The organism is Cupriavidus oxalaticus, from assembly GCF_016894385.1.
GTDB lineage: Bacteria > Pseudomonadota > Gammaproteobacteria > Burkholderiales > Burkholderiaceae > Cupriavidus > Cupriavidus oxalaticus.
In genome coordinates, this window is the sequence record NZ_CP069812.1 from 3,284,080 (window position 1) to 3,307,324 (window position 23,245).

The following is a 23,245-nucleotide window of genomic DNA, read 5'->3' on the forward strand; positions in this document are numbered from 1 at the left end:
CTTGATGAGCAAATCGATGAGCGTACCAGTCCCTGCTGCCGAATCCCGTATTGCCGTACTTGTCGACTGCGATAACACGACACCGGAAATTCTGGAGTACGCCCTCCGAGTCGTTGCCCAGTTTGGACGCGTTGTTCTCCGCCGTGGCTATGGCAATCAGAACGCGCTTGGCAAAACGTGGCAGGAGGCGCTGGTTCGCCAGGCTTTTACGCCGTGCCTACAGTATCAATACGCGGCCGGCAAGAACACCGCCGACATTGCATTGGCGCTGGACGCACTGGAAGCCATGTTTGACCACCGGGCCGACAAGTTTGGCCTCGTCACCAGCGATTCAGACTTTGCCTATCTCTGCCGAAAGCTCCGAGAGCGTGGAGCGACGGTTTGCATCGTTGGCGAGTCCAAGACGCCGGAAGCGCTTCGCAATGCCAGCGACCAGTTTTTCGAATGGAAGCCGGCCCCAGCGGCGGAAGCTGAGACGCCTGCCGGTGCGCCGATCCAGCTGAAGCCTGAGCAGCCAAAACAGCCAGTAGTCAAACGGCGACCAAGGTTTGTGGTGGAAGCCATCGCCTTGCTTGCGAGCAACACGTCTGAGGGCCGCGTGCATCTGAGCGCGTTGGGACAGTATCTCAAGCGGACCGACCCCAGCTTTTCGCCCGCCACCTACGGACATTCAGGACTGGTCGATATGCTTCAGACGTACGACCTCCTGGCGCTGAGAAGAGAGACCGGTGGTCACTACACGGTTGGACTGGCTGAAATGGCATTGAGCGATGCAAGCTGATCGGTCGCGGCAGCGTTACGGCGGCGGCGGATTGGTTCGCTAATGATACTGAGTCCAGAGCCCAAAGTTAACAGCAACGCTACTCCGCCCGTGGGGGTGTACTTCACAGCGTCACCCTGATTTGTGTACCAACGCCGTTACAGTTACATAATGAATATAGAGCGTCAATCACCCAACCTCACCAAGCATTCACATGCAACTTGAAAAACTAAGAAGAAATGATGTAGGCGATTTTTTGGCATGGATTCCGTCACTAGGCGAGGATGCCACATCTCATCTCACATATATTCAATTTTCGCAACTCGCCTTTTACTATAGCGCCGAACAAATCGAACAACTAGAATTCTCAACCAATCACATTAGGCAAGGTAACGCCCCTCAATCGGCGATTGGAATGTGGTTCATATCGATCGAAGCTTATATAAACTCCATTATTAGAATTTGCTGTCTAACCAAAAGATTGTCCTTCGATGAAATAAAAACAAAAGATTTCGGACATAGAATTAAATCACTTCTAGAAATTCTGGAAATAGATCGCAGAAAATTTTACAGAAACACCTTCCAAAAGCTAGAAGAGTTCAAGCAATATAGAAATGAACTATTTCACGACCGAACAAATGACAAATCTTTAACATTTCAAAAAACTGCTTTTAGCGGGAACCCGATGCGCGCAAATCAAGTGGACGTCATGCAGGCAGCAAATATTGCGATCGACGTATTCCATTCACTCAGGCACGTTATACCGAGACTAGACCTGATGCCGCAGATTATGGCGACCAAGGAGGATTCCTTTTTTTATGCAAAACTTGACCTTCTTTATCACGAGGTACTTAGACCACATTTCTTATTCGCCCTCAAAAAACACTCATTGACTTCAGGAATTGAGCTAGACACTAACGCTTCCATTCTTCAAGAGAGCTCAATATTCTCCGCCACCCCCGTCGAAATTATTGTGAAGGCAATCCCCATCTCGTTATACATAAGTCGAGGCGCGCGATCGCCGCCCTGGCCGCCAGAAGTTGACGGAACTGGACGATATGACTGTTGTAAACCTGCTCGGAATGGCGTTTACTCTTGGATTTTCCAGAGCAAATGGGCAACGAGTCGGGGGCATGGGTGGACGAGGAATTTGAAACGCTGGATCTGGGCGATCCGAGACGGGATCGGCGAGCGAAGGCGCTGCTCAAGCGGTTTGCAGCCATGCCAACGGCAAGCATTCCGAGCGCCTGCGACGGCTGGGGCGAGACCATGGCGGCTTACCGCTTTCTCGGCAACGAAGAGATCGAATGGCGAGACCTGATGCAGCCGCATTGGGAGCGTACGGCTGAGCGCATGGGGCAATTTCCGGTGGTGCTGTGTATTGCCGATACGACCGAACTGGACTTCAACGGTCAGGAGATGGAAGGCGCGGGACCGTTGAGCTACGAAGCGCAGCGAGGGATCTATCTGCATCCGACCTACGCGGTGACGCCGGATCGGGAGCCATTGGGGGTTGTGGACGCCTGGATGTGGGCACGCGAGCTGCGGGATGCGAACGGAGAGCGCGGCGGCATCAAGGAGAGCGTGCGGTGGATTGAAAGCTATGAACGCGTGGCTGAGCAGGCGGGCACGCTGCCAGAGACCCGCCTGGTCTACGTAACGGATCGTGAAGGCGACATCGCTGCGCTGATGCAGCGAGCCGAGGAGTTGGGTCATCCTGCAGACTGGTTGATTCGTTCGCAACACAACCGCAGCCTTGGGGCCGAGGGCAAGCTGTGGGAGGCGGTGGAAGCAAGTGAAGCGCTCGGGGAGATTACCTTCATCCTGCCCGGACGTGCCGGCCAGAAGGCACGTGAAGTCAAACAGGAGTTGCGCGCCCAGCGCGTGAGGTTGCCGGGCAAGAACGGTCTGGCGCTCACTTGCCTGGTGGCCCAGGAATGCGGCGCCCCGGCCGGCGTGAAGCCGGTGGTGTGGCGCTTGCTGACTAACCGAGAAGCGCAAGACTTGGATGCGGTGATTGAGCTCATCGACTGGTATCGGGCCAGATGGGAGATCGAGCTGTTCTTCCATGTGTTGAAGAACGCCTGCAAGGTGGAGGCCTTGCAGCTATCGCAGATGGATCGCGTCGAACGGGCGCTGGTGCTGTACATGGTGATCTCATGGCGCATTGCGCGGCTGATGCGCCTGGGCAGGACGTGTCCTGATCTTGATGCGTCGCTGTTCTTCGACGCCGATGAGATACGAGGGACCTATCTGCTGTCGAAGAAGCCGCGGCCCCAGACGCCACCTACGCTCAATCAAATGATTCGCCTGATTGCATCGCTCGGTGGTTTCCTGGGCCGCAGGGGCGATGGTGAACCAGGCGTCAAAACCATCTGGCTTGGCTTGCAGCAGGTCATGGTCGCCGCTCAAACTTTGCAGGCTTTACGCGCCGAACAGCTGTGAGATCTGTATAACGAGATGGGCAATCCCAGATCAAGAATATGGTACATCCACATCGGCGGACAAAACCTTCGCCGGAAGGGAGCTTCTTAATCGGTTTCGTCAAAAGGTCGACTTTGACACCAAGAAGTTGTTCAAGCTTGGCGACTACTATCGTCAAGTGCCAACCAAGTGAAAGTGAACAGACCTATTTCTGGACGACACTGAAGACGCCGAAGACGATCTGGCGCTTGCCGTTCGTGCGTTGGTCGGGTTGGGTGTCCCGTTTGCCGTGGTCTACGATTTGCACGGCAACATGACGGACGCGATGCGCGACGCTTGCGACCTGACGTTGCCGTGCAAGCTGTATCCGCATACCGACTTCCATGACCGGGGCGTCGAAGCCGTCGAGCTGCTGCTTGAGATGATCCGGGGCGGGCTCACACCGGTCACCGCAACGCGACGCCTGCCAATGCTGCCGTACATCGTGACGACACAAGACGGGTTCATCCCGGCGGAAGTCAACGACGTTTGCCGGAAGCTGGCCGCACAGCCCGGCGTCATCGACTGCTCGTGGTTCCACGGTTTCCCCTACGCGGATATCGCGGCCCCCTGCCCGGCGGTCGTGTGCACCACAACCGGAGACGCCGCGCTTGCGCAGCGTTGCGTCGACGAAGTCGCGCAATGGATCTGGTCGCATCGCGAGGCGTTCCGTCCGACGTTTCCGACCCCCGCACAGGGCGTCGCCCTTGCCCTGTCCGCGGCAGAGGGGCCTGTCGTGGTCAACGAGTACGCAGACAACCCGGGCGGCGGCACACCCGGAGACGGCACGCATCTGCTTCGCGCGTTACTGGACGCCAATCCGCCCGCCGGCACGTGCTGTTTCGCGTCGATCAACGATGCTGCCGTTGTTGCACAAGCACAGCGCGCGGGTGTTGGCGCGACGATGAGGGTCTCGCTGGGCGGCAAGCAAGGCCGCTTCCAGGGCGCGCCGATCGAGGCCGATGCCTATGTGAAATGCATCACGGATGGTCGGTTCGTGAATCGCCCTGGTTCGATGTTTGAAGGGGTTCACTTCGACTTGGGGGCGATGTGTCGCCTCATCATCAACGGTGTCGATATCATCGTGGCTTCGCGTGCCGAGCAGATCTATGATGTCGAGCCGTTTGCGATGCACGGGCTGGATGTTACTGGGTACAAGGTCGTTGCGATCAAGGGGGCCAACCATTTCCGTGCCGGTTATCGGACGGTGGCTAAGCACATCATTTCCGTCGACAGTGAAGGTTTGAGTACGGCTGCGATTGCGTCGTTTCCGCGTGAAAGGCTCGTCGGAGAGTTTTGGCCCTTGTGGGATGAGGTGCGGTTCGACGGCGGTGCCGATGTCGCATGACGACGGGAGCCAACGGCTGGGGCGACGTGGGGCGCTAGGCTCCCGATCTCGGACAGTAGTAAGGATGAGTCGTCGATTGGGCACGGCGGCCATTGCCCAGTGTGGCGCCGAATATCTCCGGGCTGCGCTTATGAAAGGCGAATATTGCGCGGTCCAATTCGCGGAGAGTCCACCTGTTCAGCACCACTTGCGTCGAGATGAGGTACTCGCGAAATCGATAGTAGTTGTTCACACTGAAGGATTTCCCGAGGTCGGCGCCAAGATAGCGGAGCGCTTCCAGGGTTCGAATGTCGAAAATCGGGTAGGTGTCCGGATAGATGAAATGCAGAATTGTTGATCCAACGCGCTCTCGAACCCCCGGCAATTTGCAGATGGCGTCCAGTCGATCATCCCCGTGCATTGAGAGACAGTCCCTCACGGTCTCGATGTAGAGACCGTAGTTCCACCAGTGCACATAACCTTTGGTGCGGGCGGATTTCCAATTAAGTATCCGCTTGAGGGTCCCTTCCCTTATGGCATCAATGGAATCGACGTCCTTGCGTACTGCTTGGATGAGGGACTGGTATTCCGCTTCATCGTGCGCGATCGCGTCATACTGAGGCTCCCACAACTGGACAAAAACGTCATCGAAAAGCAGCGCATCAATCAGGTCGAACATGGAAGCTCGCAGGTGGTTCGGCTGCACAATCCTTTCCTGGACTCAGGCATATGTCTGTGCGTTGGCGAACGCCTGCTGAGCCTTGATGACCTTACGACCACGGCATGGATTGAGCGGGGGTCAGCTAGGTCATCAGGCCTGGCTCAATCCCCGTTCCGTCATATGGAGGATTCCCTCCCCTGCCCAAGCAATCGTCAACCGTAACCACGACCCCTCGCAAGACCACCGGTCGGCTGGGGGAACGCGCTCGACGGAGGCCATTCATGTCTGTAGCAGCCATTTGCAGAGAACAACAGGAGTGGGCAGCGAACCGGGGCATCGCCTTTGATGCACGCGGTTATGTCCCCAATCTGGACCTCAATCTGATGCGGCCACTCTCGCCAGCAACACTTGCGGCGTTTGCAAACGGCGACGGTGGCGAACTGATGGAGCGTGGTGACAAGCCAGCAAAGATGCGAGCCCTGCATTCGTCCTCTGCGCTGGCCGCGAACATTTTCGATTTCTGGACCGATTGCGCCGATGCCACGCCATTGATGAATGCGCTGGCGCTGCCCTCCTGCCCCACCGCAGCGCTATTCGAATCCAAACTGTCCACGGGAGTCGACAGTCACGCCAATCTGAATGTGTGCCTACCACTTGCGAACGGCATCATGGCCGGCTTGGAGAGCAAGTTCACGGAGTGGCTGCGCGGCAAGGCAACGCTGGCGGGCGAGGCGTTCAGGCCGCCATACCTTGCGCAGGGGCGCAGCCGCTGGGAAGAGGTCGGGTTGCCGAGGGCACAGGCGCTAGCGGAAGCCCTGCAAGCGGGCCGGGAGGCCTTCCGGCACATTGGCGCGCCGCAGCTACTCAAGCATGCCCTTGCGCTGGCCCGTCAGTACGAAAGCCGTTGGCTACTCCGGTATGTGTATTTCGATTGGCCAGGACCACACGGGGAACGTCATCGGGATGAGATCCGGAGGTTCCATGAGCTGGTTGGCGATGAACTGAAGTTCAAAGCCATCAGTTACCAAGCGATCTTCGGGGAGCTTTGTTCGGCTAGGCGGCCACGATGGCCTGGCACACGAGCGCGACGTCGTTGGAGGAAGGAGTTTCGCTGTCCGATGTCATAGCTTATGCGGTCAGTCTCATGAATCGTTCAATGGAGCCGGATGAGTATATGGACGCAATTTCAACGGCCACTTTAGGATTTGACTGATTGTTTCCATACCGCACGGCTAGTTCCATGTCTTGGTGGCGACCTGCCATACTCATGGAACACGGAAAATGGCCTCAATCAGAAACGATAACCTTCATCTTGAGAGGTCGAAGGACCTCTACCCTGCGCCGATCTTGGCATACGTTCGTTCCGACGCTGAGGGCGCGCCATGGTGACCCGAACCTATCTGGTTAGGGGCGACAAAGCCGACAACGGTGCTGTCATCGTTGGCGGCAGCAGTTCCTACTCCTGGCACAGCAAGCCAGTTGCCCGTGAAGGCGACGCCGTCTACTGCCCTGTATGCAAGCGCCCGGGCGTGATTGTCTGTGTCGGTCCGCGCATCCCCTCTACAGATAGGCGCAAGGAAGTGGCCCTCAGCGGAGACATCTGTGCATGCGGTTGCCGACCAGCGCCTGTCTTTCATGCCTCGCGTCCGTTCACGATGACTATCACCGCGGACCACATTGCGAAGCTGCGCGTCGCTGCGCCCAGCGGCTTTGCTGCGACCACGCAGGCGTTGCACTCAGGCGAGACCCCCAGCTACGACCAGCGCATCCAGTTGCTGGATGAAGCCAGCGGGCAGCCCTTGGTGAATTGGCGGTATCGCCTGACCGGCGAGACCGGCACCCATGAAGGCCGCACCGACAGCGACGGCTTCACTACTCCTGTAGTCGCGGATCGCGCAGCGACGGTGAGGCTTGAGGTCTTTGGGGAGGATGCGTAACCATGCAACCGATCAAGACTGTCAACGTCCGGCTGACGCCGGTTTCGGATAGGGAACCAGTCAAGGTGTACCTGTTGCGGCCGCGGGGTACCTTGTATTGGGGTGGCGCTGGGCTGGATGGCAGCTATATCCCGCCGACGGCCAAGGCGTTTCAGGGTGCCGGCATAAAGTCGTTTAGTCTCGGCCTGACCAACTCGGCAACACGGACAGTTCTCGGCGAGCGTGGAATGTTGGTCGATGCTATTCGTGCCGGACTCACTATCCGCTATGAGGACGATGCGGAATGGGTTATTGCCTCTGGCATGTCAGCGGAGGCGCCGCAGTTCAACCTGATCGGATTATTCCTACGGTTCATTGCTTGCAGCACAGACCGCCAACTACTACGCCAACCAAGGGCATACTGTTGACCATCTGGTGCTGATCGGCTCGCCGATCGATGCGACATTCCTGGACAAACTGCGAAAGCATCGCCACATCGGCAAAGTTGTCGTTATTGACCTGACGGTACATGGGGACCCGATCTACGCGGGTATATCGCAATTGGCTCTTGCGGCAGCAACGCCACAGCTCGCGCATCAGATGTCGGCTGGGAATGGTGAGGGCCATTTCTATTATGCACACATGGTTCCGGACTTGCCGCGCAGGCTGCAGGCGCTGGCCGCTCGGGTCGTGGCTGAGGGGGTGAGGTAATGGTTCTGCGCTGGTTATTCCTGCTGCCTTCCGTCTTGCTGCCTGCTTCGCTTATCGGGCTAAGCCTCTTTCACATAGTTGCTGCGCCAACACGGGACGATATGTTCGTTGGCTATGCGGGGGTTGTGTCAGCTGCGGTGCTTCTGGCTGACCTGATCCTTGTGCTGGTATGGCTTGGGGCGTTGGGATACTTGCTGTGGATCAGTCCCGACCAGCGTCGCTCATTACTGATGATGGCCGGGATGACCGTTTTGGCCTCCATTGCATGTTATGCCCTGGACACCAGGGTGATTCGAGCCATGTTCTCAGCGGCCGCGGCGTGACGCACGCATTGCGGTAGCACCATGACGGAGGGATGTTCCTCCAATGCGGCGAACTCTCAGGATTCTGGAGCCGGCGATATCAGCCACCTTGGCGGAGCAGTCCGCGATCTCCTGGGACGGGATGAAAGGGTCCCCTTTCTCCCGTCGGCCTGCCGTGCCAGTCAGTATCGCCCGCCCCTATCACGCACCCGCAAGCGTCCTGGGCATCCCCGCTCCCGAGTACGCACTCAGGTTGTGCTGATAAGTCGTCTCCCCCTTGAGCGCCGCGATCTGCTGATCGAACGCCGCCAGCGTGGCGGCGATCTTGCCCTGCCGGACCTCGGGGTCGCTCCGCTCAAGCAGGCGCTGGTAGCGGTTCGAATTGGCGAAGACCGGCATCAGCCCGCTCCACCAGTTGCGTTGCACTCCCAGCTTGTCGGCAAAGTCATCGCCATGGAACAGCCGGCAGAAAGCGTGCATCAGACCCACCGCCGCGTCTGCGGGCATGCCCAGGGCAGGCCCCAGGCGTTGGGCGGCCGCATCCAGCATCTTGGCCGTCAGCGTGGCGGCGGCCTGATCGGGCTCGCCGGCGGCGGCATCGATCAGCGCCAGCATTTCCGCGCCGGACGCCTGGTCGGTCACCCGGCGGTAGTAGCGGTCTTCAATCCCCAGCAAGTGGGCCACCAGTTGCCACACGTGGTAGAGGTCGCGAAACTCGTCGGCATCAAATTCAATGCCAATCTTCTCCAACGCGTTGAAGGGCACGTAGGTGAAATCCAGCCATGTGCGCAACATATCGAGCTGGCTGATGGGCATGCCGCGTTGCGTGGTGTCCCATCCGCGCGCCAGCAAGCCGGCCCGGACGCGGGCGTGCAGAATGCGAACCTGCAAGGTATGGATATAGCCCTGCGCGCCGGCTGCCAGGCCGCCCGGGCGCAGCGTCTGCTGCTGCCAGACGGCCGTTTCCAGCAGGCGCCGCGGAGATTGCGCATCCAGGTTGCCGGTGGCCATCAATACGCTGGCAATGGCCGGAGAACTATAGGTATGCGCCAGCGACCCCGGGCCAAGCGAGATACTCGTCCACAGCGCGCCAATGCTCAGATAGGCTTCGCCCCCGCGCCGTATGCGTTCGGGATCCACCCACGGCGGCATCGACTCGGCCTGCCAGAGAAAGGTGTCGATGGCCTCGGGCGGGCTCGACAGGCTTGCGCGCCCTTCCCGCAGGCCCGCTTGCAAGATCGCCGGATGGCCGGCCTGTCCGCTGTTCAGTGCGGCGATGGCCGCATCGGCCAGCGGATCGGCGCTGGCGGCCATTTCCATCACCAGCGCCGTGGCTTCGGCGCCGAAACGCGCCGCAAGCGCGGCCTGGTCAATTGCACGGCCCGGCAACGCGGGGGACAGCCTGCCATCATGCGACATTCGGGTCTCCTGGATCGGCGGGAGAGCTGCATGCAGCCCTCTTATAATTCTTGGCCAAATGGACGGGTCGTTCTATAACGAGAGCGATAAAGGAAACGACATCGTTTCCTTTATAGGGCGCCCGATGCCGATGCGCAAGTCCATGCTTTCCCTATGCGCAGATGCGGGCCCGCATCTGCCGTGGCACTCACCCAACCAGGCCCGACAGCGGAGAACAGTATTGCAATGCGCAAGGGCAGAGACACCGCAATGACGGCGGCACCATCCAGACAACCATCCGTGCGGCCATCCGGACGCCCCTCGCTGGAACGAGCCGGGCAGCTTGCCGACACCATCGTGGATCACGCCACCCGGCTCTTCCTCGAGCACGGCTATGGCGCCACCAGCGTGGAGGCCATTGCCGCCGCCGCCGGCATTTCCAAGAAGACCTACTACACCCGCTTTGCCGGCAAGGCAGAAGTCTTCGAGGCGGCCGTGCTGCGCTACGTGGCGCAGAACCTGCGAACCGGACAGCCGGTGCAAGCCGACAGCGAGCCGCTGGAGGAACGCCTGGTCCGCATGGCCTGCGAGCTGCTCGAATGGATCCTGCGACCCGAGGTCCTGGGCCTGTATCGCGTGACGATTGCCGAAGCACCACGGTTTCCACAACTGGCCCGAACCGTGGTCGACTTCGCCATCCTCGGCGCGGCACGCTCATTCGAGCCGGTATTCCGCACATGGGCTGCCGGCAATCCGAGCGATGACGAGATCGCCTTCGTGGCCTCGCAGTTCCTGCAGAGCGTGGCGGCCGAGCCGTTCCATCGGGCGGTTCAGGGATTGGATGCGGCGGGGTTGGATGCGCCGCGGCGTGAGAAGGTGCGGCGTGCTGTTCGGTTGTTTTTGCTGGGGTTTTCGCAGCGGGGTGAGGGCTGACCGTCAGTATCGCGCCACCCAGCCGAACATTTGACGTCCAAACAACCTGCCGGCGCCGACGAACAGCAGCGCGACACCAAGGTTCCACAACAAGATCATGGCGCTGGCATCCAGCGGATGAAAGAGGGACAAGCCCGTCGCCGTCATGGCGGCAACGGCGAGGCTCGCACACATCGCCACCGGTGCCGGCGAGAGGCGGGCCACGTAGCGCAGCATGATCAGCAAGGCAACCGACAGCGGTGTGCTGACAACCACCAGCGTCGCAAAGCAGCGGGCCGTCTCGCCAGGCGAAATCCCCTCCGGCCCGATCTCGACCCAGTTCGTCAGGCAGCCATACCCGATCGTCGTCATCCAGACGGCCAGGGCCGGCAATGGCAACCACAGCCACCGGCGCGAGCGGCCCGGCACACTGGCGATGAACGCAGCCACCACAGCCATAGCGCCGGTCACGATGGCTGCCGCAACGCTGGCAATGAAGACAGGCTGCTGCAACTTCAGCATCAGGTCTGGCCGCACGCCATGCACAATCGCGACCAGCGCCAGCAACAGGGCCGCTGCCAGCAGCCAGCACGCGGCCCGCACCACCGGCCGGCGCAAGCGCTGCACCGGTGGTGCATCGGCCACCAGCGAGTCGATCAGGTCAGGGGTGTTTCTCACTTGCCACCTTGCGATTCGAACATTTTGCGCAGCGTTTTCAGGGCACGATGCGTGGCCACCTTCAGCGCGCTGACAGACATCCCGCTGACAGCAGCGGCCTCCTTTAACGACATCTCCTCCAGTTTCAGCATGCGCAGCGCCTCGCGCTGCCCGAGCGGGAGGCGCTCGACGGCGTCGCGCACCGCGCGCGCGTCCATTGCGCTTTCCTGGAAGTTCGCCCCGGGAGCCGAAATGGTTTCCTGTTCCGTCCCGAGTGGTGCTTCGTGCGAACTGGTACGCCCTCGTCGGCGCAGACCGTCGATGATGCGCCGGTGGGCAATGGCAACCAGCCAGGGCCCGAACGGGCGCGCCGGGTCGTAGGTGTGGCGCACCGCGTGTACCGTGAGCAGTACATCCTGCACGGTGTCTTCGATGTCGCCACGGTTCTGGACCTGGCGTGCCGCAAGCGCCCGAATATACGGGGTGATGCCTTCAAGCAAACGCCGGTACACCTCGCGGTCGCCGCCCTGTGCGCGGGCCATCATGGCCGACCAGTCCGGCGAACCGTCTGCCCGGCGCGCTGGCCCGGAGACATGGCCAGCGTCGGCCGCGTCCTGTGTGGCGCTCACAAGGTTCAGGTTACCGCCGGCACGACGGTCTGTTCGGGGAGACATGCCTGAATTCTGCTTCATGAGGAGCCGCCTGTCGCGCGTAATTAATTTTTCGGAGATGCGTAACCTTTGGTCGCGTTGGGCCGAATTTCCTGACACGGCTCCGGATCCGGGCCGCAATCGTCAGGAGACAGCAAGATGAACAAACACGTATTGGCCGCCTCGACCTTGTCGTCCGCCCTCGGGCTCGCGCTGGCCATGGTCGCCGTGCCGGCACAGGCGCAAGCCATGAAGGACATGAGCGGCATGCCGCAGATCGTCAAGGACAACATGGCGCGGATGGAGAAGAACAAGCTTGAGAAGTGCTACGGCATTAATGCGGCGGCAAAGAACGACTGCGCGGAAGGCACGCACTCCTGCGCCGGACAAGCCACGCAGGCCCGCGACACCAAATCGTTCGTGCTGCTGCCCGCCGGCGACTGCAGCAAGATTCAGGGCGGCAAGCTGAAGGCCACCTGAAACAGGCAAGGGAGCGAACCATGCCTGCTGCGGCGCTTGCCAATCCACACGGGCCGGGCCCGATCCCGCCGCGAGCCGGGGTCGGGCTGCGCTTTCGGCACCATCAGGCGGTGCTCGAAGAACGCCCGGCTGTCGCATGGTTTGAAGTGCATACCGAGAACTACATGGGCGGTGGCCGCACGCCAGGCTATCTGGACGCCATTCGCCGCGACTACGCCATCTCGCTGCACGGGGTGGGCCTGTCCCTTGGCAGTGCCGAGGGACTTGACCAGAGCCATCTGGCGCGCGTGCGCGAGGTTGTCGACTGGGTGGAACCCGGGCTGGTCTCGGAACATCTCTCGTGGAGCATCACCGGCGGCACCTATTTTGCCGATCTGCTGCCGCTGCCGATGACCGAGGAAGCGCTGGCCGTCGTGTGCCGGCATGTGGACCAGGTACAGGGCGCATTGCGGCGCCGCATGCTGATTGAGAACCCTTCCACTTACCTGCAGTTTCGCCACTCGACCATCCCGGAGTGGGAGTTCATCGCCGAAGTCGCGCGGCGCACCGGTTGCGGCATCCTGTGTGACGTCAACAATATCTACGTCAGCGCCAGCAACCACGGATGGGATGCCATGACGTACCTGCGCGCGCTGGAGCCGGCGGCAATCGGCGAGATCCATCTGGCCGGTCACAGCGTCCGGCAACTGGAGCACGGGCAGGTATTGCGTATCGACGATCACGGCTCGCGTGTTGCGCCAGCGGTGTGGGCGCTCTATGACGCGGCGCTTCGGTTGTTCGGGCCGGTGCCGACGCTGATCGAATGGGATACAGACGTGCCCCCGCTCGATGTGCTGATGGACGAAGCGGGTATTGCAGAGGCCGCACTGGAAAGAGAGCAGCATGCCATCCGATCTCCCCTCGTTGCTTGACTTGCAGCACGCGATCGCCCGGGAGCTGTGGGGCGGCACCGGCAGTGGTGACGGCGGCGGCTCTGCACACGTGAGCGCAGACGGGCTGGCGCCGCAGGCGCGGCTCGGCATCTACCGGAACACGGCCGCCACGACGCTGGTGGCTGCGCTACGCCTGTCCTACCCGGCCATCCAGGCCCTGACTGGCGTTGAGTTTTTCGAAGGCGCTGCCCGGCTGTTCATCGAGAAGTCCCCCCCGCAGCGCGCATGGCTGGATGGGTACGGCGAAGCGTTTCCGGACTTCCTGGCACGCCTGCCGGAAGCTGCCGCGCTCGATTACCTGCCGGACGTCGCCCGGCTCGAATGGGCCGTGAACTCGGTGTTGCATGCGCCGGACGCAGAGCCGCTGGATCTGCGCCGCCTTGCGGAGCTGGACGCATCCACGCTCGGCGACATGCATTTTGTGCCGAACCCTGCCGTGCGTCTGGTGCGTTCCGAATTCCCCGTTGATGCTATCTGGCGCGCGGTGCTGAACCACGACGAAGATGCCCTGCGGCATATCGACCTGACTGCGGGCCCGGTCTGGCTGCTCGTGCAACGCGCGCCAGATGGGATCGACGTCGACCGGCTGGGCGAGTGGCAATGGCAATTCACCGCCGCGTTACTGGCCGGGCTTCCCTTGCACACCGCGCTTGGCGCAACGCCGCCGTCCGACGCGCACGCGTGGCTCGCCACGCTGTTGTCGGCCGGTTGCTTTACCGGCTTCGGCCAGGCCCAGGCTTCCGACTTACCGTTCCCGGATCTATCGCCATGACACACGCCACGCACTCCCCCCATGCCTCCATCACGCTTGTCGAGCGCGCACAGCGCGTCGTGGCATGGCTCGATCGGATTCCCTACTCCGCCCTCGCGATTCCATTGCGACTTGCGGTCGCCACCATCTTCTGGAATTCAGCCATGACCAAGCTGGCAAACTGGGAGACGGCCGTCGAACTCTTCCGGGAGGAATACCGGGTTCCGCTGCTGCCGCCCGAACTGGCCGCCTACCTGTCAGTGTCCATCGAGCTGGCGGCGCCCGTCCTGCTGGTGCTGGGCCTGGCAACCCGGCCCGTGGCGCTGATACTGCTCGGCATGACCGCGGTCATCGAGGTATTCGTCTATCCGCAGGCATGGCCTACGCATATCCAGTGGGCGGCAATGCTGCTGGTGCTGCTGGCGCGCGGCGCGGGCATGTTCTCGATTGACTGGCTGATTCGCCGACGTGTCATGAGCGCATCGGATCGTTGATCAGCGCGGGCCACACTCTCGGGTGTCCATGCCGAGAAACCGGGGGTGAGCTGCATCCGGCCTATCAACGGTCTGGCGACACGCTCCGCGTCCATTGATTTCCTTCCCGCTTGCCCTAATCCATGTTGCAGCTTGCAGACCCGCAAGGAGAAGGACCGGGGAGTGCCAATGCCGGGGCGATAAGGCGGCCCTTCGGTGTTCGTATCCCACTAGCCTGCCGGCAGAGAATCAAGTCTCAGGACGGCCATGACTGCATCGCTGCAGCAGAACTTAGAGTCGTCTCATTCTCCGACCTGGAAGTAACGCGTAGGCTTGCCCATGGTGCTGAACACACCCCCCGCAGCGTTGCCACGTCCGACAGCCGTGGCGCGTCTTCCATAGCTTTCTGCTAAGGCCGGGCAGCGCGCATCGATACAAGACCCGAAAGGGGAAATATGCGGGCCGATCTGCGGGCGGTGTTCAAGTGCCCGGCCGCCCAGCTTGCACGGGCGAATCCAAGTTTCGAATCAGGAGTTCGCTATGCGGAAGACATCTTCCACTGCGCACGTGCGCACATTCACGACCAGTTACAGGCATTTCCGCGTCAAGGCAACTGAAGGTAACCGCTATAGTGGGATGCGATGCGTTCCATGGATTCGGTTAGGTGGGGTATGGTTGGAACGAGCAGGCTTCAAGGTCGGGCAAGCGCTCAAAGTGGAGGTACGGAATAAGGTTGTCGTAATTTCCTCGGAGTAGCCACAGTGGGAAGGGGTTCGTAGATGCTTTGCTGCGGATCCTCGAAACTACCAGCCACAACGAAGGGGCGTCAGAGGATCAACGAAGTGCTGATCTTCCAACGCTGTGCATACGCAGAGGTGCCTTCCATCGAGTTGTTTTCAGCCTCCTGAGATGGCGGCGCCAGCGCTTCTCCCCCAAAAAAAGCAGATCTATTTCTGAATCTTGAAACAAATCTGTCCTTTTTTTGGTCGATGCGTTACTTCTTCTCGCCCTGCACGCGGGTCACGCCCAATCCATCAATATATAGACTCGCGATGCCGAAATGGTAAGCCCCTCCGGCTTTCTTCTTGACAAGCATTCCTGAGGAATCAAGCTGCGTAGCAAAAGACTCAAATGAGCTAAAGGTTTGACCACATCGCTCCCAGGCACTTCTCAATTCATCAGAAGTGAATTGAGAGCGAAGGGTCTTGTTATTCTCAATGTCCTCCAGGAATGGACGGAGCGATGGATATTCGTTCTTTAGAGCATTAACGCGCTCGGACGAGGCGGCCTTAAGACCAACCTGCATCGACCGCTGACTCAGTAACCGGTCGCTTGGCGCCAGCTTATCATTCCGAACGCGCAATTCCTCTTCCTTGGCGGCATGAAGCAGTACCGTTAGCGAGCGAGGGTAGGTGTTGTCCTGCGCATCAGTCATCCGGTTGTATACCCATTTGGCCACCGTCGCGCTTCTCCCCTTATCTTGTCTCAACCCCCAAAGTGGTGCGAGTGCCTGACGAAGCTCTTCTTCTCCAGCAGTATCAACTTCAGCATCGGTTAGCGGAAACTCGCGATGTGCTAGCGCTCGAAACTCCGGCGATCCACCAGTAACCAAGCGATAGGCAAGGCGCAAGAAGTCGTCAATCTTCCATTGCAGCAATAACGTTCGAGGTTCACTGAAGTGGCTTTTGTTGGTAAACACCAACTTGCTCCAAATATCTTCGCGGAGGAAAATTTTAAAGCGTATGTGATGCAAATCTTGATTATTTGAATCGTAAGCAAGCCTGAGTAGTCCGCTTAGAGCGTCCTCTTGCCATACACTTTCTTCTTTGATGTCCTGATCTAGGTCATCGTAGAGAAGCCACAGCTTTCTGTTTTCCTTGGCCAGCGAGCTGTTCAAGTCGATCATGAGGTCTCTACAAAGCCCCTTGTATGGATCAGTGACAAGCGACAGAAGGGCCGTTGTGTGGGTTGAGCGCCACTGAGCGCGAGTAGTCGCCGTAGAAAAAGCAGAAGCGAGCTTTTCCTTCAGCAATTTCATCCCGGGGGATTTAAGTGCCACCTCGATTAACGGGTATTCCGAGACAAAGACTCGCACGATTGCATACGCTCTCCACAAGGAGAGCCAATCCTGTCTTGCGGCTTCTAGCCCCTTTTGGACATCACCAAATACGTCTGTGGTTGGTCTAAAAATTGCGCCGACTGCTGGGCCGTGACCTGGCAAAATATCAATGCCTTCCAGTCTTCCACGTGCGCGCTTTGCCGCGTTCTCGCGGTGCTCAGTAAAAAGGTGAAAAAGCGTAGATTTACCAGTTCCCTTGCGTCCCCGGACAACCCATCGCGCATCATCCAAAAACTTGTCAAAATCTGCAGTTTTTTGAAAAAAAAGCTCGAAATCGTTCGCAGCAATGGTTTTGGCTTCGCGTTCCGGAAAATTGAGCGACTCAATAACCTTCCACCTATCAGAACGCATTATAGAATCTTGAGCCTTCCCTTCCGCCTCAGAGTCAAGCAATATATTCGCGAGGCTCGCGTATCCTGACATTGCAGTCTCCACGGGATAGACGGAGGCAGCCGCAATTCCGGGGTTATAGGAGATCTCAGTCGGGGTTTCGTCCTCGTCCAGAGCAAGCTTTGGCAAAAACTGAGCCACAATCTCCTTGCCGACAGGGCCTTCCGGAACTGGCGACAGGACAAGATGCGTATTGACTTCGCTAATTTGTTTTAGAGTTTGCCGTACGAAGCTAATTCCTTCTTCGTTTTGGTCGCTCGGAAACATTACAAGAAAGACTTCGTGAGCGAGTCTAAGAAGCGACAGGCCGCCCCAGTCTCCAAGTCCAGTCCGAGCGTCAATCAGCAGTATGTCTGGATCGATTTGCTCAACCAGTTCCTTCTCAAATAGAGTCCAAGCATCATCAGCTCGCGTAAGCACGTCATGAGAGGACAAAGTGCTGAGGCGGCGCACATACTCGCCTCCAATGGCTCCGGCGGGAATTACGTGAACTTGAGCGCGTGTTGCAGGGTCCTCCACCACATAGGAGATTCCCTCTCGCTGCCCACTCCCCATCCCTACAAGGCAAGTTGTAAGGCCTTCCCCGGTATCAACATCGAAGGGGCGCACTTGGCGCTCCCAAAGAAAGTCGATGATGCCTGCAGAGACAGGACGTCCATCCGGCCGCGGCAGAACTTTGTGGAGACCTGGCGCTTCTACGTCAAGATCCACGATCGCTACACGCTCCCCACCTCGCGCCAAGTGGAAAGCCATATGCACCATTGCCGTGGTTCGACCGACTCCACCCTTATATGAGTAGAACACAACTCGGCGCGGCTTTCTGATTGTCGGGTCAGGTTCGGCACGCTGGCCAGACGCAATCATTGAGACAGCTACGTCCCAACTACTGGGCGCGAGGCGGACCGGCGGCGCCAACAGAATCCCGCGCTCCAGTGCCTCCGACGGTGTATACAGTTCTGCGATGCTGAGCCTAAGGCCGGAGGCTTCGACCAACGGACGGATTCGATTGAGCCGGGTTTCACGGCTCTCTCCCGCAAAAGAATCATCAACAACGGTAAGAATGGCGGAGTTGTTCGATCCGACGTCGAGTTCGTACTTCTGCGGAAACAGAGTATCTAGTTGTTCGCGCAACGCGATTACGGTATCCATCAACTCCCCTTGTTCTTAATCAACCAGTTCACCACATAGCGAAAACTTTGCTGCCAACTACTTAACGCATTTCGATCCAATTCGCTAGCGACATACCGTAGCTCAATAAAATCCAGTGATGTGGCGCCGGCAGGATGCATAACTCGATCCAGATGGCTTAGAAACATTGGATCTGCCTTCGCTTTTCGATAGACGGTATCCATCAATTTGATTGCAGCAAAGAGGCCGTGCCCTGGGCGTGGAATCGGCTGCCCCAATCTGGGATCTTTTTTTCGACGGCTGCATTCCTCCCACGCGTCAATCTCATGATACTCGGCGATGAGGGCCTTAAGTTTGCACTCTACGGCAACGCCACCTAAGTGGACGGCCGCTGTAGTTCGCGGATTCCCCCCTGAAAGTAGCATCTCGACATCGGCGCGCCTGGAGGCGGAGGCTAACTCATATTCTTCCATTTGCATTGCTTATTGTGATGTTCTTGATTTGATACCGCTCATTCCATCATCGCTGCGTATCGCAGCGACCGCACGAACAGTGCATCGGTTGCAAGCCCCAGGTTATGAAATCGATGAGAAAGCACTCATTCTAGCTGCGCTTCCTGATCGAACGCTGCCCATCAATTCGAGCCAGGAAGGTAAGGCATCACCAGGGGGTAGAAAAAATGGGAGCCAGTTGGCTCCCATTTTTCTATCACAATGCGGATGTAGAGAAAGAGATCTCTCAATCCCAGCTCAACGCCCCACCCGTCTGATACTCAATGACGCGCGTCTCGAAGAAGTTGCGTTCCTTCTTCAGATCGATCATCTCGCTCATCCACGGGAACGGATTCTCTTCATTCGCAAACAGCTGCTCCAACCCAATCTGCTGGCAACGACGATTGCAAATGAACCGCAGGTACCCCTTAAACATCGGCGCATTCAACCCCAGCACCCCACGCGGCATCGTGTCCTCCGCATAGCGATACTCCAGGTCAACCGCCTTCTTGAACAGCTCAGTAATCTCAGCCTTGAACTCCGCCGTCCACAGATGCGGGTTCTCCAGCTTGATCTGGTTGATCAGATCGATACCAAAATTGCAGTGCAGCGACTCATCCCGCAGGATGTACTGATACTGCTCCGCAGCCCCAGTCATCTTGTTCTGCCGCCCCATCGCCAGGATCTGCGTAAAGCCCACATAGAAGAACAGCCCTTCCATGATGCAGGCGAACACGATCAGGCTCTTCAGCAGCTTCTGGTCGTTTTCCGGCGTGCCGGTCTTGAACGACGGGTCGGTCAGCGTGTCGATGAACGGAATCAGGAACTCGTCCTTGTCGCGGATCGACTGCACTTCGTGGTACGCGTTGAAGATCTCGGCTTCGTTCAGGCCCAGCGATTCAACGATGTACTGGTAGGCGTGCGTGTGGATGGCCTCTTCAAAGGCCTGGCGCAGCAGGTACTGGCGGCATTCCGGCGCGGTGATCTGGCGGTAGGTGCCCAGCACGATGTTGTTGGCGGCCAGCGAGTCGGCCGTGACGAAGAAGCCGAGGTTGCGCTTGATGATGCGGCGCTCGTCTTCGGTCAGGCCGTTGGGGTCTTTCCACAGGGCGATGTCGCGGGACATATTGATTTCCTGCGGCATCCAGTGGTTGGCGCAGCCGGCCAGGTATTTTTCCCACGCCCACTTGTACTTGAACGGGACGAGCTGGTTGACGTCGGTCGAGCCGTTGATCACGCGCTTGTCGGCGGCGTTGACGCGGCGGTTGCTCTGCGCGGCGGCGGCGTTGGGGTTGTCGCCCAGGATGCCGGCTTGCGTGGCGCTCGGCGGCAGGACGCCTTGCTGGTCAGCGGTGGCAGCCGATGCAGCGGGTTGCAGGGCAGGCTGCGGTGCGGCCTGCGGGGTGGCTTGAACGTCGTCGTCCCAGCTCAGCATGATGTGGTTCTCCGTGATTCGGTTTGGGGGCGGCGGTGGTCAGTGTTTTTTGACTTGTGCAACTTCGTGGTTGCGCCGGCCCTCTCCCCCGGCCCCTCTCCCGCGGGCGGGAGAGGGGAGCAAACCGGGGGGTTAGGTAAGACTTATTGGCAGGCTTCGCACTCTTCGAAGCCGGGGTCGCCCGGGCGCATCGTGCAGACCGCGCCTTCGGCTTCCGGCATGGCCGGGGCCGATGCGGCGGCTGCGTCCAGGGCGGAGCCGCTGTCGCTGCCCGACGACACCGCGTTCAGCGACCCGCGCGACACGGTGGACTTCTCCACGTGCGTCGCAGCCATCGTGCGCAGGTAGTAGGTGGTCTTCAGGCCGCGCAGCCAGGCCAGCTTGTAGGTGTCGTCCAGCTTCTTGCCCGAGGCGCCGGCCATGTAGATGTTCAGGGACTGGGCCTGGTCGATCCACTTCTGGCGGCGGCTGGCGGCTTCCACCAGCCAGGTCGGCTCGACTTCGAACGCGGTGGCGTAGATGTCGCGCAGGTCTTGCGGAATGCGGTCGATGCGCGACAGCGAGCCGTCGAAGTACTTCAGGTCAGCAACCATCACTTCGTCCCACAGGCCGCGTTCCTTCAGGTCGCGCACCAGGTAGTCATTGACCACGGTGAACTCGCCCGACAGGTTGGACTTGACGTACAGGTTCTGGAAGGTCGGCTCGATGCAGGCGGACACGCCGATGATGTTCGAAATGGTCGCGGTCGGGGCGATCGCGATGCAGTTCGAGTTGCGCATGCCGTGCTGCTTGATGCGGGCGCGCAGGCTGTCCCAGTCCATGGTGCTGGACAGGTCCACTTCCAGGTAGCCGCCGCGCTCTTCGGCCAGCAGCTTGAGCGAGTCTTGCGGCAGGATGCCACGGTCCCACAGCGAGCCTTCGTAGGTGCTGTAGCGGCCGCGCTCTTCAGCCAGCTCGGTCGAAGCCTGGTAGGCGTAGTAGCACACGGCTTCCATCGAGGTGTCGGCGAACTGCACCGCGGCCTTGCTGGCGTACGGCGTGCGCAGCACGTGCAGGCAGTCCTGGAAGCCCATGATGCCCATGCCGACCGGACGGTGGCGCAGGTTGGAATTGCGCGCCTTGTCGACAGCGTAGTAGTTGATGTCGATCACGTTGTCGAGCATGCGCATCGCGGTGCGCACGGTCTTCTGCAGCTTGGCGTGATCCAGCGCGTAGGTGCCGTCAGCCTGCTTGGCCAGGTGGGCGACCAGGTTGACCGAGCCCAGGTTGCAGACGGCAATCTCGCTCTCGTTGGTGTTGAGCGTGATTTCCGTGCACAGGTTGGAGCTGTGGACGACGCCGACGTGCTGCTGCGGGCTGCGGATGTTGCACGGATCCTTGAAGGTGATCCACGGGTGGCCGGTCTCGAACAGCATGCCCAGCATCTTGCGCCACAGTTGCAGCGCCGGCAGCTTCTTGAACAGCTTCAGTTCGCCGCTGGCGGCCTTGGCTTCATAGCCCAGGTAGGCGCGCTCGAATTCCTTGCCGACCTTGTCGTGCAGGTCCGGGCAGGTGGCGGGCGAGAACAGCGTCCACTCGCCGCCTTCCATCACGCGCTTCATGAACAGGTCCGGGATCCAGTTGGCCGTGTTCATGTCGTGGGTGCGGCGGCGGTCGTCGCCGGTGTTCTTGCGCAGTTCCAGGAATTCTTCGATGTCCAGGTGCCACGTTTCCAGGTAGGCGCAGACGGCGCCCTTGCGCTTGCCGCCCTGGTTGACGGCGACGGCGGTGTCGTTCACCACCTTCAGGAACGGGACCACGCCCTGCGACTTGCCGTTGGTGCCCTTGATGTGCGAACCCAGCGCGCGCACGTTGGTCCAGTCATTGCCCAGGCCGCCGGCGAACTTGGACAGCAGCGCGTTTTCCTTCAGCGCTTCATAGATGCCTTCCAGGTCGTCGGAGACGGTGGTCAGGTAGCACGACGACAGCTGCGAGCGGCGGGTGCCGGAGTTGAACAGGGTCGGCGTGGACGACATGAAGTCGAACGACGACAGCAGCTGGTAGAACTCGATGGCGCGCGCTTCGCGGTCGGCCTCGTTCAGCGCCAGGCCCATGGCCACGCGCATGAAGAAGGCCTGCGGCATTTCGATGCGGGTTTCATCGATATGCAGGAAGTAGCGGTCGTACAGGGTCTGCAGGCCCAGGTAGTTGAACTGGAAGTCGCGGCCGGCGTCGAGCGCGGCGCCCAGGCGGGCCAGGTCGTAGGTGGCCAGCTTTTCGTCCAGCAGCTCGGCTTCGATGCCGCGCGCGATGAACTTCGGGAAGTATTCGGCGTAGCGGGCCGACATCTCCGTCTGGGTCACTTCGGCGCCCAGGATTTCCTTGCGGATAGTGTGCAGCAGGATACGGGCGGTGACCTGGCTGTAGGCCGGGTCCTTTTCGATCAGGGTACGCGCGGCCAGGATGGCCGAGTCGTAGACCTGCGTCATCGGCACGCCTTCATACAGGTTCTTCAGCGTTTCCTTCAGGATCGGCTCGGCGCTGACGGCATCGCCGAGGCCCGAGCAGGCGTTGTCGATCAGGGCGTGCAGCGCGACGATGTCCAGCGGCTTGGTCACGCCGGCGTCGGTCACGTTGATCTGGATGCCGGACTGCTGCACGCGGGCCACGGCCTGGGCGCTGGCGCTGGCGCGCTCCTGGGCGCGCTTCTCGCGGTACAGCACGTAGGCGCGGGCCACTTCATGCTCGCCCGAGCGCATCAGGGCCAGCTCGACGTGGTCCTGCACGTCTTCGATATGGATGGCACCACCGCTCGGGCGGCTGCGCACCAGCGCGCGCACCACGTTGTCGGTCAGCTGCTCGACGATCTCGCGCACGCGCGCGGAAGCTGCGCCCTGCCCGCCGTTGACGGCGAGGAAGGCCTTGGTCATGGCGACGTTGATCTTGGACGGCTCGAACGCCACCACGGCGCCATTACGACGGATGATCTTGTGATCCGGGTAGCTGGTGGAAGCGGCGCTGGAGGTCTGTGCGTTCGGTGCCTGGCTGGCAACGCCGGCGGCGGCGCCACCCGTGGTGAGTTCGTTCTGGGCCGTTTGCATGTGGTTTTTACCCTGGATAAAAGAGACAAAAGAGTCCCTGGCGAAATGCGGCGGAAAAGAAGGATCCGTTTCGGTGTGACCGCGCACGGACAAACTGCCTTTGCGTGAACATTTCGCCAGGGACTCTTTGTGATTCGCCAGCCTTGCGGAGGTTTCCGGATGGGTTGCACACACTGTGCAACCGCCACCTCACACTTGGGCCAGCCCCC

22 protein-coding genes are annotated in these 23,245 nt (G+C 60.0%); 14 read left to right on the forward strand and 8 right to left on the reverse strand.

Translation table 11 applies throughout. The features are described from left to right. Positions 1-16 precede the first annotated feature (16 nt). The 3 genes from JTE92_RS27565 to JTE92_RS27575 all read left to right on the forward strand — a co-directional run bounded on the left by JTE92_RS27565 (position 17) and on the right by JTE92_RS27575 (position 4,571). On the forward strand, positions 17-781 hold the full coding sequence (locus JTE92_RS27565) for an NYN domain-containing protein (RefSeq protein ID WP_063241737.1): 765 nt from the start codon (positions 17-19) through the stop codon (positions 779-781). 1,092 nt (positions 782-1,873) lie between these two features. Then, complete coding sequence (locus JTE92_RS27570) at positions 1,874-3,205, forward strand: IS4 family transposase (protein WP_063242164.1); 1,332 nt, start codon at positions 1,874-1,876, stop codon at positions 3,203-3,205. Between the two features lie 250 nt (positions 3,206-3,455). Beyond that, entirely contained in the window at positions 3,456-4,571 is a 1,116-nt protein-coding gene (locus tag JTE92_RS27575) for an MlrC C-terminal domain-containing protein (RefSeq protein ID WP_232353325.1), read from the forward strand. 34 nt (positions 4,572-4,605) lie between these two features. Here JTE92_RS27575 and JTE92_RS27580 read toward each other — a convergent pair whose 3' ends face one another. Then, positions 4,606-5,229, reverse strand: a complete 624-nt coding sequence (locus JTE92_RS27580) for a hypothetical protein (protein WP_063241588.1) — start codon at positions 5,227-5,229, stop codon at positions 4,606-4,608. Positions 5,230-5,492: 263 nt separating this feature from the next. On the opposite strand from JTE92_RS27580, the gene JTE92_RS27585 reads away from it, so the two are divergent. The 5 genes from JTE92_RS27585 (at position 5,493) to JTE92_RS27600 (ending at position 8,161) form a co-directional block, all read left to right on the forward strand. Next, positions 5,493-6,338, forward strand: coding sequence for a hypothetical protein (locus JTE92_RS27585; RefSeq protein ID WP_232353326.1), 846 nt, complete (start codon positions 5,493-5,495; stop codon positions 6,336-6,338). A 255-nt stretch (positions 6,339-6,593) separates the two neighbouring features. Beyond that, positions 6,594-7,148 (forward strand): PAAR domain-containing protein, encoded by a 555-nt coding sequence (locus JTE92_RS27590; RefSeq protein ID WP_063241587.1) that lies wholly within the window; start codon positions 6,594-6,596, stop codon positions 7,146-7,148. A 2-nt stretch (positions 7,149-7,150) separates the two neighbouring features. Further along, a complete protein-coding gene (locus JTE92_RS30580) occupies positions 7,151-7,555 on the forward strand; it encodes a hypothetical protein (RefSeq protein WP_232353327.1) in 405 nt (134 codons plus the stop codon). A gap of 7 nt (positions 7,556-7,562) precedes the next feature. Beyond that, on the forward strand, positions 7,563-7,838 hold the full coding sequence (locus JTE92_RS30585) for a hypothetical protein (RefSeq protein WP_232353328.1): 276 nt from the start codon (positions 7,563-7,565) through the stop codon (positions 7,836-7,838). Further along, entirely contained in the window at positions 7,838-8,161 is a 324-nt protein-coding gene (locus JTE92_RS27600; protein ID WP_063241586.1) for a hypothetical protein, read from the forward strand. The genes JTE92_RS30585 and JTE92_RS27600 overlap by 1 nt, the downstream gene beginning before the upstream one ends. A gap of 180 nt (positions 8,162-8,341) precedes the next feature. Here the strand turns inward: JTE92_RS27600 and JTE92_RS27605 are convergent, their stop codons facing one another. Beyond that, positions 8,342-9,559 carry an oxygenase MpaB family protein gene (locus JTE92_RS27605; RefSeq protein WP_063241585.1) on the reverse strand — a complete coding sequence of 406 codons (1,218 nt, stop codon included), beginning with the start codon at positions 9,557-9,559 and terminating at the stop codon, positions 8,342-8,344. Positions 9,560-9,895: 336 nt separating this feature from the next. On the opposite strand from JTE92_RS27605, the gene JTE92_RS27610 reads away from it, so the two are divergent. Next, positions 9,896-10,471: a TetR/AcrR family transcriptional regulator gene (locus JTE92_RS27610; protein ID WP_063241584.1), complete on the forward strand. Its 576-nt coding sequence runs from the start codon at positions 9,896-9,898 to the stop codon at positions 10,469-10,471. A 3-nt stretch (positions 10,472-10,474) separates the two neighbouring features. On the opposite strand, the gene JTE92_RS27615 is transcribed toward JTE92_RS27610, so the two are convergent. After that, the gene (locus JTE92_RS27615; protein ID WP_063241583.1) at positions 10,475-11,128 is read right to left on the reverse strand and encodes an NrsF family protein; all 654 of its coding nucleotides are present in this window, start codon (positions 11,126-11,128) and stop codon (positions 10,475-10,477) included. Continuing rightward, the gene (locus tag JTE92_RS27620) at positions 11,125-11,799 is read right to left on the reverse strand and encodes a sigma-70 family RNA polymerase sigma factor (RefSeq protein WP_084254793.1); all 675 of its coding nucleotides are present in this window, start codon (positions 11,797-11,799) and stop codon (positions 11,125-11,127) included. Before JTE92_RS27620 ends, JTE92_RS27615 begins: the two co-directional genes overlap by 4 nt. 117 nt (positions 11,800-11,916) lie before the next feature. On the opposite strand from JTE92_RS27620, the gene JTE92_RS27625 reads away from it, so the two are divergent. The 5 genes from JTE92_RS27625 to JTE92_RS30830 all read left to right on the forward strand — a co-directional run bounded on the left by JTE92_RS27625 (position 11,917) and on the right by JTE92_RS30830 (position 15,149). Then, entirely contained in the window at positions 11,917-12,237 is a 321-nt protein-coding gene (locus tag JTE92_RS27625; protein WP_063241582.1) for a BufA1 family periplasmic bufferin-type metallophore, read from the forward strand. Positions 12,238-12,257: 20 nt separating this feature from the next. After that, positions 12,258-13,148, forward strand: a complete 891-nt coding sequence (gene bufB / locus JTE92_RS27630) for an MNIO family bufferin maturase (protein ID WP_063241581.1) — start codon at positions 12,258-12,260, stop codon at positions 13,146-13,148. Beyond that, positions 13,120-13,941, forward strand: coding sequence for an HvfC/BufC N-terminal domain-containing protein (locus JTE92_RS27635; RefSeq protein ID WP_063241580.1), 822 nt, complete (start codon positions 13,120-13,122; stop codon positions 13,939-13,941). The genes bufB and JTE92_RS27635 overlap by 29 nt, the downstream gene beginning before the upstream one ends. Then, complete coding sequence (locus tag JTE92_RS27640) at positions 13,938-14,414, forward strand: DoxX family protein (protein WP_063241579.1); 477 nt, start codon at positions 13,938-13,940, stop codon at positions 14,412-14,414. Before JTE92_RS27635 ends, JTE92_RS27640 begins: the two co-directional genes overlap by 4 nt. 615 nt (positions 14,415-15,029) lie before the next feature. After that, positions 15,030-15,149, forward strand: a complete 120-nt coding sequence (locus tag JTE92_RS30830; protein WP_106062105.1) for a SymE family type I addiction module toxin — start codon at positions 15,030-15,032, stop codon at positions 15,147-15,149. Positions 15,150-15,387: 238 nt separating this feature from the next. Here the strand turns inward: JTE92_RS30830 and JTE92_RS27650 are convergent, their stop codons facing one another. The 4 genes from JTE92_RS27650 to JTE92_RS27665 form a co-directional block, all read right to left on the reverse strand. Beyond that, on the reverse strand, positions 15,388-18,051 hold the full coding sequence (locus JTE92_RS27650) for a tyrosine-protein kinase family protein (RefSeq protein WP_084254791.1): 2,664 nt from the start codon (positions 18,049-18,051) through the stop codon (positions 15,388-15,390). Continuing rightward, positions 18,051-18,503: a hypothetical protein gene (locus tag JTE92_RS27655; RefSeq protein WP_147318586.1), complete on the reverse strand. Its 453-nt coding sequence runs from the start codon at positions 18,501-18,503 to the stop codon at positions 18,051-18,053. The genes JTE92_RS27650 and JTE92_RS27655 overlap by 1 nt, the downstream gene beginning before the upstream one ends. 265 nt (positions 18,504-18,768) lie before the next feature. Beyond that, positions 18,769-19,956, reverse strand: a complete 1,188-nt coding sequence (locus JTE92_RS27660; protein WP_063241577.1) for a ribonucleotide-diphosphate reductase subunit beta — start codon at positions 19,954-19,956, stop codon at positions 18,769-18,771. 143 nt (positions 19,957-20,099) lie between these two features. Continuing rightward, a complete protein-coding gene (locus JTE92_RS27665) occupies positions 20,100-23,036 on the reverse strand; it encodes a ribonucleoside-diphosphate reductase subunit alpha (RefSeq protein WP_063241576.1) in 2,937 nt (978 codons plus the stop codon). Positions 23,037-23,245: the final 209 nt, after the last annotated feature.

Excerpts from the sequence above, each read along its gene's own strand:
- JTE92_RS27565 (WP_063241737.1), top strand. The coding sequence starts at position 17 with ATGAGCGTACCAGTCCCTGCTGCCGAATCCCGTATTGCCGTACTTGTC.
- JTE92_RS27570 (WP_063242164.1), top strand. The coding sequence starts at position 1,874 with ATGGGCAACGAGTCGGGGGCATGGGTGGACGAGGAATTTGAAACGCTG.
- JTE92_RS27580 (WP_063241588.1), bottom strand. The coding sequence starts at position 5,229 with ATGTTCGACCTGATTGATGCGCTGCTTTTCGATGACGTTTTTGTCCAG.
- JTE92_RS27585 (WP_232353326.1), top strand. The coding sequence starts at position 5,493 with ATGTCTGTAGCAGCCATTTGCAGAGAACAACAGGAGTGGGCAGCGAAC.
- JTE92_RS27590 (WP_063241587.1), top strand. The coding sequence starts at position 6,594 with ATGGTGACCCGAACCTATCTGGTTAGGGGCGACAAAGCCGACAACGGT.
- JTE92_RS30580 (WP_232353327.1), top strand. The coding sequence starts at position 7,151 with ATGCAACCGATCAAGACTGTCAACGTCCGGCTGACGCCGGTTTCGGAT.
- JTE92_RS27600 (WP_063241586.1), top strand. The coding sequence starts at position 7,838 with ATGGTTCTGCGCTGGTTATTCCTGCTGCCTTCCGTCTTGCTGCCTGCT.
- JTE92_RS27605 (WP_063241585.1), bottom strand. The coding sequence starts at position 9,559 with ATGTCGCATGATGGCAGGCTGTCCCCCGCGTTGCCGGGCCGTGCAATT.
- JTE92_RS27620 (WP_084254793.1), bottom strand. The coding sequence starts at position 11,799 with ATGAAGCAGAATTCAGGCATGTCTCCCCGAACAGACCGTCGTGCCGGC.
- JTE92_RS27625 (WP_063241582.1), top strand. The coding sequence starts at position 11,917 with ATGAACAAACACGTATTGGCCGCCTCGACCTTGTCGTCCGCCCTCGGG.
- bufB (WP_063241581.1), top strand. The coding sequence starts at position 12,258 with ATGCCTGCTGCGGCGCTTGCCAATCCACACGGGCCGGGCCCGATCCCG.
- JTE92_RS27635 (WP_063241580.1), top strand. The coding sequence starts at position 13,120 with ATGCCATCCGATCTCCCCTCGTTGCTTGACTTGCAGCACGCGATCGCC.
- JTE92_RS27640 (WP_063241579.1), top strand. The coding sequence starts at position 13,938 with ATGACACACGCCACGCACTCCCCCCATGCCTCCATCACGCTTGTCGAG.
- JTE92_RS30830 (WP_106062105.1), top strand. The coding sequence starts at position 15,030 with ATGCGATGCGTTCCATGGATTCGGTTAGGTGGGGTATGGTTGGAACGA.
- JTE92_RS27650 (WP_084254791.1), bottom strand. The coding sequence starts at position 18,051 with ATGGATACCGTAATCGCGTTGCGCGAACAACTAGATACTCTGTTTCCG.
- JTE92_RS27655 (WP_147318586.1), bottom strand. The coding sequence starts at position 18,503 with ATGGAAGAATATGAGTTAGCCTCCGCCTCCAGGCGCGCCGATGTCGAG.
- JTE92_RS27660 (WP_063241577.1), bottom strand. The coding sequence starts at position 19,956 with ATGCTGAGCTGGGACGACGACGTTCAAGCCACCCCGCAGGCCGCACCG.
- JTE92_RS27665 (WP_063241576.1), bottom strand. The coding sequence starts at position 23,036 with ATGCAAACGGCCCAGAACGAACTCACCACGGGTGGCGCCGCCGCCGGC.